At 57.2% G+C, this 7310-nt stretch carries 7 protein-coding genes; 3 read left to right on the top strand and 4 right to left on the bottom strand.

Going from position 1 to position 7310, the window contains the following annotated elements; all coding sequences use genetic code 11:
- The first annotated feature begins 278 nt into the window (after positions 1 to 278).
- The gene (locus V8352_RS20870; protein ID WP_336426194.1) at positions 279 to 797 is read left to right on the top strand and encodes a hypothetical protein; all 519 of its coding nucleotides are present in this window, start codon (positions 279 to 281) and stop codon (positions 795 to 797) included.
- Positions 798 to 897: 100 nt separating this feature from the next.
- Here the strand turns inward: V8352_RS20870 and V8352_RS20865 are convergent, their stop codons facing one another.
- The 3 genes from V8352_RS20865 to V8352_RS20855 all read right to left on the bottom strand — a co-directional run bounded on the left by V8352_RS20865 (position 898) and on the right by V8352_RS20855 (position 3901).
- Positions 898 to 2334 carry a DUF6880 family protein gene (locus V8352_RS20865; RefSeq protein WP_336426193.1) on the bottom strand — a complete coding sequence of 479 codons (1437 nt, stop codon included), beginning with the start codon at positions 2332 to 2334 and terminating at the stop codon, positions 898 to 900.
- 8 nt (positions 2335 to 2342) lie between these two features.
- Complete coding sequence (locus V8352_RS20860) at positions 2343 to 3005, bottom strand: glutathione S-transferase (RefSeq protein ID WP_442971080.1); 663 nt, start codon at positions 3003 to 3005, stop codon at positions 2343 to 2345.
- A 242-nt stretch (positions 3006 to 3247) separates the two neighbouring features.
- On the bottom strand, positions 3248 to 3901 hold the full coding sequence (locus tag V8352_RS20855; protein WP_336426192.1) for a class I SAM-dependent DNA methyltransferase: 654 nt from the start codon (positions 3899 to 3901) through the stop codon (positions 3248 to 3250).
- A 618-nt stretch (positions 3902 to 4519) separates the two neighbouring features.
- Between V8352_RS20855 and speB the strand changes: the two genes are divergently transcribed.
- Entirely contained in the window at positions 4520 to 5470 is a 951-nt protein-coding gene (gene speB / locus V8352_RS20850) for an agmatinase (RefSeq protein WP_336426191.1), read from the top strand.
- Positions 5471 to 6090: 620 nt separating this feature from the next.
- Positions 6091 to 6966, top strand: a complete 876-nt coding sequence (locus tag V8352_RS20845; protein ID WP_336426190.1) for a M20/M25/M40 family metallo-hydrolase — start codon at positions 6091 to 6093, stop codon at positions 6964 to 6966.
- A 115-nt stretch (positions 6967 to 7081) separates the two neighbouring features.
- Here V8352_RS20845 and V8352_RS20840 read toward each other — a convergent pair.
- Positions 7082 to 7310: hypothetical protein (locus tag V8352_RS20840; RefSeq protein ID WP_336426189.1), on the bottom strand; the 229-nt coding region annotated here is incomplete at its 5' end.

Raw genomic sequence — 7310 nt, 5'->3', positions numbered from 1 at the left:
TGCGATGGCTGAGGTCTCCGCGTCGGACGCGCCTACCGAAGGCACGAAATATGGGAGCGGCTCAAGCACCGGTGCGCCCGACTACCCACACGGAACGAGAAGGGACCTGCTTTCCTCAAGTCTGAAGGTTTTGTTCCGAAGACAATAAGCATCTAGGCTGTCGATTATAACAGTGCCGCGCGAATTGCCGGTATGGGCCGGCGACACCGTGCGAATGAATTCGCACATAGGGGCTGCTTGGTCTCCAATCTGGGTACGGACAAACTAGAGGACTAGCGATGAGCGCTCGATTATCGACAGCAATCAGGATTGGCGATGCCGCCAGGGCGATTTTGCGAAAGACAAAGAGCTTTCCAGACCAGCGTTTTGAAGTGGCTGAAGACTGGTCGGATCGCGAACATGTCGGCGTAGAGCCAATGCTGCTGTCGCTTTCGATGGAGTTGGCGCTCAAGGCATGGTTTGTTTTTGACTACGATGATCCAAATGTAGTCAAGTCGCATGACCTAACAAAGCTGTTTGATGCCTTGCTGCCCGAAAGCCAGCAGAGGCTTGACGAGGAGTTCAAGCGATCAGTAAACCCTTGTCACCCCAGTGTCTTTTTTGTCGACTACGGTATTCGTGATATTCTTTCACAGCACAAAGATGCATTTATCGACTGGCGGTACCTCCACGAAGCAAAGAAAACGATGATGTTTGACCAGAGCGCGTTTGAAGCGACGCTCGAAATGGTGCTTAACGAATTCAAGAAGAGATACCGAATTGAGCCGGTAAAACCACTTTTCGGCCATCCTATGTGATGTCTGCTTTGGTGAAGCTGCATCGCGGCGTCGATCGCTGCTGTGAATGTCTCATTTGGGCCGGATGCCACATTTGTTCTTACGTCTTTAAGATACGGCGTTAGTGATCGACCTTGTCCCAGAAGGCGTGTTTGCGTGGATGCCTGCGGCGCAGGTCGTTGACAAAAGCCTCGTGACTTTGAAAGGCACCGTAATCCGTGATCGCCATTTCTGCCCGAGCGCAGGAAGCGAGGTGCCGGGCGGCATGGCGGTAGCGTTTGGCGCGGTTGTTTTGAAGGGCAAAGGTGATCATCGACCGCCAGACCAGTGTGGCGGCCAGGGGATGTTCGGCCTCCAGCAGCTCGGATGTCGGGGTAAGGAGTTCATAAGTGTTGCCGTCCAGCTCCTCGTGACGGGACAGGACCAAATCAGCGGCCAGCGCTGGATCAGGCCAACTCAAACAGAGGATAAGCCCTTGAAGCAGGTCGGGATGGTTGCGCACGTGGGCTCGGGCGTCCAGCAGCGCCTCATCATCTTCGAAATCGGGCAGGCGCGAGACGTAGCGGCGCAGGGTTTCCGCACAGAGGCGCGTTTCAAACCGGGTCCACATGGCGCGGCGCAGGTCGTTCTCTTTGCCCAGGGCTTCGAGACACGCGAAATGGGCGCTGTCTACCTCGGGCGTATCAAAGAAGCGGTCTGTGCTGTGCCCGGAGGCGATGCAAGTTTCCATGGTCCGCAGGGCCTCTTCGGCCCGGTCTGCCGCCAAGAGCCGCCGCGCAGCATCCGGCGCAATCGTGTGATACGTCAGTTGCTGCGCGCTGTACTGCGACAGCCACGCATCCACATCGCCCTGAGCATCGGCAATGTCGGATAGGATCATTCGGAGCGTTCGGTCGCGGCTGTCTTTTGCCATCTCAAGGCGTCGATCCGCGCTTGCAAGAACACCGAAATACTCAGTGTCGTCCGGGGTGACAGGCGCATCCATTGCCTCTTCTGCACGCGCCTTGAGCGCGGTCAAACCCGGATCGCCCAATGCCTCGGACAAGGCAGGGATCACGCCGTCGAATTCGCCGTAGCCATTGTCTTGCAGGGCCTCGAACACCTGATTGGCAAGCAGCTTAGGGTCGCGATCGAGACGCGGGGCGAGGGTTTGAATTGCGTCCATTGTGGCATCCATAACGTCACCGATTGTGCCATTGCTGTCGTCGGTGCGCGCATAGATGTCGGGAGCGAGCTGCAAAAGCGACCAGAGCAGATCAAAGCCAAGGCTTACGTCTTCGGGTGCGACGCGGGTCAAAATGACGTCAATCAAGCCAGCCAGTTCTTTGGCCAATGTGCGGCGCGCGCGCGCGGAGATCCGGCTTCTGGCACGCCGGATTTGAGCCACCCGCTTGCGGATGTCAGCGGCGGCCTCTTTCGAGCTTTGCTCAGAAGACAGCGCCATGCGCACCTGCCGCTGCCGGGCAGCATCGCCTTTGACAGCTTCAAGGAGCAGCTCAGCGAGAGTTTCTGCGCCTAAGGCTTCCAAGTTCTTCTGGTTCAGGGATTTTCCTACCATTGTACAAGTTATTCAGATGCGTTGCCAAAAAGAAAGAGGTGCGGGCCGCCGTCCCAAACAGGGACTTTCGTCATGGCCGTCTGAAAATCGGCGCTCTGAAGGAAGCCGTCGAGCCAAAGAATCACATGTGGCCAAGACTGGGCGTCAAACCAAGCGCGGTCAATATGAGCGAACTGCCTCACAAATGGAAAGATCGCAATGTCGGCGAGGGTGGGCGTGTCTCCCGTCAGGAACGCCTGCGCGGCCAATCGTGTCTCAAGAGACTGAATGAAATCAGACGCTTTCGCCCGCTCGGATTGTGGATTCCGATCAGGATAGCGGACGGCGTATTTTGTATGATCAAGCGCGGCTTTGAAGGGCCCATCGTTCTGGGCAATCAGGGTTTTGCCTATGTTTGGCATTTTCAGAAGCCCATGCGGATCACTTTGCCCAAGCACCCACAGCATGATGTCGAGACTCTCATCCAAATTCAGATCGCCCGCTTGCAGATTGGGTACCGTGGCCGAGGGTGAGGCACTGAGAAACGCCTGCGGCTTGTCTTTTAACTTGATCTCGCGCAGCTCCACCTCCAGTCCCGCGCTCAACACTGCCATCCGCGCCCGTATTGCATAAGGACAGCGTCGAAAGGACCAAAGGATCGGTCGAGGCATGGTCAACATGTCTTGAATCATTGGGTCAGTGTAAAGTTATTACGGTTTGCACGCAAAACCGAAGCCTTCGGGTGAGTGTCAAAACGATAAGGGAATGACCACTTCGCTTCGTAGCGCCGACCTCCGCCCTTTGTCCATTGATGCAATCGCAGCGAATGACGGCTCTTGCAGGCTGCAGCGCAGCGGCGAGACCCTTGCGTCAACGGCAGCAAAGGGCCGCAAGCAGCCCAGCACGGGACTCCAACCACTGATCGCCCGCGCCCTCAGGTGACTATGCAAAGGGTATGGATGACATTTATCTCGTCCAAAAATTGCTCGTTGCCGGGCAGGTACTGCTGCGGCGGGCTGATATGGTGATTGACCCAAAGACCGTCGCGTTCCAGTCGGGCGATCGTTTCCGGGAAGGCCCGTTCCTGCCACAGGTCGGTGCGCTGAGTAAAGGTGATCGCGCCCCCCGGACGGACGCAGCGGCAGAGATCGCGCAGAAGCGCTTCGGCGTCTTCGATATAGGTCAGGACACCGACTGACGCGGCTGCGTCATAGGAGTTGTTCTGCACGGGGAGAGGAATATCCTGCAGGTCGTGCTGTAGCAACCGCGCGTAGTCGCCGCGCTGTTCAGCCAGATGCAGCGACTCGGCCGATATGTCGATGCCGTCGACTGGGTAGTTGCCGCGCTTGCGCAGGGCACTCGCCAGTAACCCGGTGCCGCATCCGACATCCAGAACTCGTGCGCCATCCCCGAGATGTGGCGCGAGTAGATCAGAGGCGTCTTCGGGCGCCCGATACTGCCACTCTGCCAGTGTCTCATCATATCTGTCGGCCCAGTCGTCGTAGTAACTCTGGACGGCGCGCGAATCCGTTGTTCCTTGGCGAAGAGATTTAAGCTCAGACTTTTCCAGGCCGTGACTTCGTCGCATCGTATCCTCCTTGGCTGCCCCATTTGGCAGGTGTCTCGCATAGCGGCGGTGGCGGTGAGGCCTTGGTTCCGAACGCTATCGCTTGTGATCATATTATTCGATAGGCGGTCCCGCCCACCGAAGCAAATCCTGCGCCTCGAAACTCCCGATCGAACCCGTCATTCGCCGCGCTAAACGCTATCGGTGACAGCGGGGTGGATACGTCAAACAGTGACCGGAAGGTTTGGCTCGGAAACATCGATCATGTAGCATGGAGCATGGGGTAAGCCCGGGCACTGCTCACCTCTGCAGGCGCAGCGAGTGGCAAGTCTGGTTATACTGCAACGCCGCGTGGGGCCTCACCTTAAGTGGCAGGAGCGGGCCGTGTTCGTCGAGACGCCCTCGCCTGCGCAAATCGGGTGGTGATCTGCCGTTAGCTGCGCTGGTCACGAACGACAACTGTGCGCAGAAAGTGAAGTTTGCAAAGTTTGGCCCGTTTCCTGACAGCCGCTGTTCAGACCAAACGCAGCGATTGGCAGGACCGAGCCCCTACTTCCAACTATCCATATTGCAGCGAGTGTCTGCTCTTGCGATGGAAACGAATGAAGAGATAGTTTGATGCAGTAATGGAGAGTAATAATGAGCGACGAGTATTTCCGGCCGGTTTCCGGCTTCGATCTTCCTCGTTTTGCAGGCGTTGCCACCTTCATGCGTTTGCCGCATGTCGCGCTTGAAGATCCCAAAATCAAGGATGTTGATATTGGCCTGATAGGTGTGCCTTGGGACAGTGGCACCACCAATCGCCCCGGCCCGCGCCACGGACCACGCCAATTGCGTGATATGTCGACAATGATGCGTGCTCAAAACGGGGCCACTGGCGTGCGCCCCTTTGACATTGCGAATTGTGCGGACCTTGGCGATGTGGCACCCAACCCCGCAGACTTGGCGGCGACGATGTCGCGCGTGACCTCGTTTTACGAAGCCGTCAAGACCGCCGGCATTCGACCGCTAACGGGAGGCGGGGATCACCTAACCTCCCTGCCAGTGCTCCGGGCTCTGGCAAAAGACGCGCCAGTGTCGATGATCCATTTCGATAGTCACACCGACCTCTTTGACAGCTACTTCGATGGTACACAGTATACCCATGGCACACCATTCAGACGCGCGGTTGAAGAGGGGCTCCTTGATCCCCGCAAAGTCGTTCAGATTGGTATTCGCGGGACAACCTATGACAATGAGGACCGCGACTTTGCCGATGCTGTGGGAATTCGCGTCATCCCCATCGAGGAGTTTCACGCTCGTGGAGTTGATGACGTAATGGAGGAAGCGTGTGAGATTGTTGGAGAGAGCGACACCTATATTTCGTACGATATCGACTTTGTCGATCCGGCCTTTGCGCCCGGAACCGGCACACCGGAAATTGGTGGGCCAAATTCATATCAAGCTGTTCAGGTCGTTCGGGCGTTAGACAAAGTAAACATCATTGGTGCGGACTTGGTCGAAGTATCGCCCCCTTTCGATCAGAACGGAGGCACGGCATTCTTGGGGGCCTCAATTATGTTCGAACTCCTTTGTGTAATGGCGCCATAGCATTGCGGTAAAGCGCTTTGCCTTTAGAAGCTGACATTGAATCACCTGCAGCGAATTGCCATTTTGTTACGCTCGGCTGTCATCTGCTCGTTGAAAATGCCGCTAGATGTACGAACGACAGGAATGCAAAAGCTGCATCCGGCGTGGCAAGGGCCCGTGAATGTCTCCTGAGACCCGAGCAAGTCTTGTCTATGAGCCCACTTCACCGTGAAACGCGGTCAGTTTTTCCAATGTTTAAGATTTTTGCCAAATAGTTCATGAAGTAACATGCTTCCATTCGGACAACCCTGCTTTGCGAGACTTGCCAATGATTGACCCTGCGCAGCTGACTGCCGAACTCGTGCGCATTCCAAGCTGTGATCCTCCGGGGGGTGAACTGGCTGTCGCGCACGCTGTTGCTAGGATGCTGCGACAGATCGGGATTTCGACAGAACTCGACGAATTTCTGCCCGGCCGCGCCAATGTCATCGGACGGATACCTGGGCGCGGGGAAAAGCCTGCGCTGGTGATGTCGGCCCATCTCGATACTGTGCCGGTCGGAGAGATGCCGTGGTCATTTGACCCGTTCGCTGGCGATATTCTTGACGATCGGATCAGGGGGNACTGTGCCGGTCGGAGAGATGCCGTGGTCATTTGACCCGTTCGCTGGCGATATTCTTGACGATCGGATCAGGGGGCGAGGTGCTTCTGACATGAAATCGGCAGTTGCGGCTTTTGTCGCGGCAGCGGATCGCCTGAATCGTCGGCAGGCACCGCTTGCCGGCGATGTGATCCTGGCTTTCACAGCCGGTGAAAGCGCGAACTGCCTGGGTGCGCGACATCTCGTGAAACAAGGCTTCCAGAAAGAAATCGGCGCTTTTCTGTGCGGTGAACCTTCGACATTGGACCTGATTGTCGTGGAGAAGGCCATTCTTTGGCTTGAAGCCGAAGCGCGGGGCGAGATAGGCCATGTATCGGGCATCCGCGGCGTAAACGCCATAGATGTGATGGCCGATGCAATCATTGCTCTACGGGGGCTGTCGCTGCACCTGCCAAGCCACTCGCTGCTTTCGCCGCCCTCGGTCGCGGTGGGGCGCATCTCGGGCGGCAGCGCCGTGAACGTGACACCCGACCGCTGCACGGCCGAAATCGACGTACGCTTTGGGCCGGGTATCGACCCAGCTGACGTAATCGCTCAGATCGAGGCGGTGCTTCCGCCACGAATGAGCTTGCGCACAACTGACTTCAAGGCGGCGGTCGAGGAACGCCCTGACAGTCCTTTCATTGAGACTTGTTCAGGCGCTGTGTTGGCGTGTACCGGCCGAGTGCCAGCGGTCAAGGGCGTATCCTACTACAGTGATGGCGCGATCCTCTTGGACGGCCTGGATGTCCCATTTGCCATTCTTGGGCCAGGCGATCTCGGGATGAGCGGTCAGACGAATGAGACTGCGAGCGCTAATTCCATCCGTGCATGTACCGACATCTATGTGAAGATTGCCGAGGAATGGCTGGCATGAGACCCCTGATCGGCAATTCGCCAATGGGGACGCGCCAGCAGACGCGTCTGGGGAGATCAAGTACCGGATCCAGATGAACTCTGTTGACGCGATCCGTGCCGTGGCAGTTGCCCGATCATGCTGACTTGGCTGCTGGACGATGGGGTGAGTTGGTCGAATCCTGCGACTGCATCCTCGTATCGCCGACACGTTCGGCGCGGTGCTGGTTGCCGTTTGCTTGAACGGCTTGAAGCTCTAGCAGGCTGCTGAATAAGTCGGGCTTGAAGGACGTTGTTCCTGCCGCATGGATTTCAAGGCGGTTCTCTGTGGCATCGGCGGCGGACGCCCGGTTTGGGATGCTCCGT

It is taken from the genome of Roseovarius sp. D0-M9 (assembly GCF_037083805.1).
GTDB lineage: Bacteria > Pseudomonadota > Alphaproteobacteria > Rhodobacterales > Rhodobacteraceae > Roseovarius.
This window is presented reverse-complemented; position numbering and strand designations above follow the sequence as displayed.

Bases quoted from the DNA above. Each gene is read 5' to 3' on its own strand.
- V8352_RS20855 (WP_336426192.1), bottom strand. From the start codon at position 3,901: ATGCGACGAAGTCACGGCCTGGAAAAGTCTGAGCTTAAATCTCTTCGC.
- V8352_RS20845 (WP_336426190.1), top strand. From the start codon at position 6,091: ATGCCGTGGTCATTTGACCCGTTCGCTGGCGATATTCTTGACGATCGG.
- V8352_RS20860 (WP_442971080.1), bottom strand. From the start codon at position 3,005: ATGATTCAAGACATGTTGACCATGCCTCGACCGATCCTTTGGTCCTTT.
- speB (WP_336426191.1), top strand. From the start codon at position 4,520: ATGAGCGACGAGTATTTCCGGCCGGTTTCCGGCTTCGATCTTCCTCGT.
- V8352_RS20865 (WP_336426193.1), bottom strand. From the start codon at position 2,334: ATGGTAGGAAAATCCCTGAACCAGAAGAACTTGGAAGCCTTAGGCGCA.
- V8352_RS20870 (WP_336426194.1), top strand. From the start codon at position 279: ATGAGCGCTCGATTATCGACAGCAATCAGGATTGGCGATGCCGCCAGG.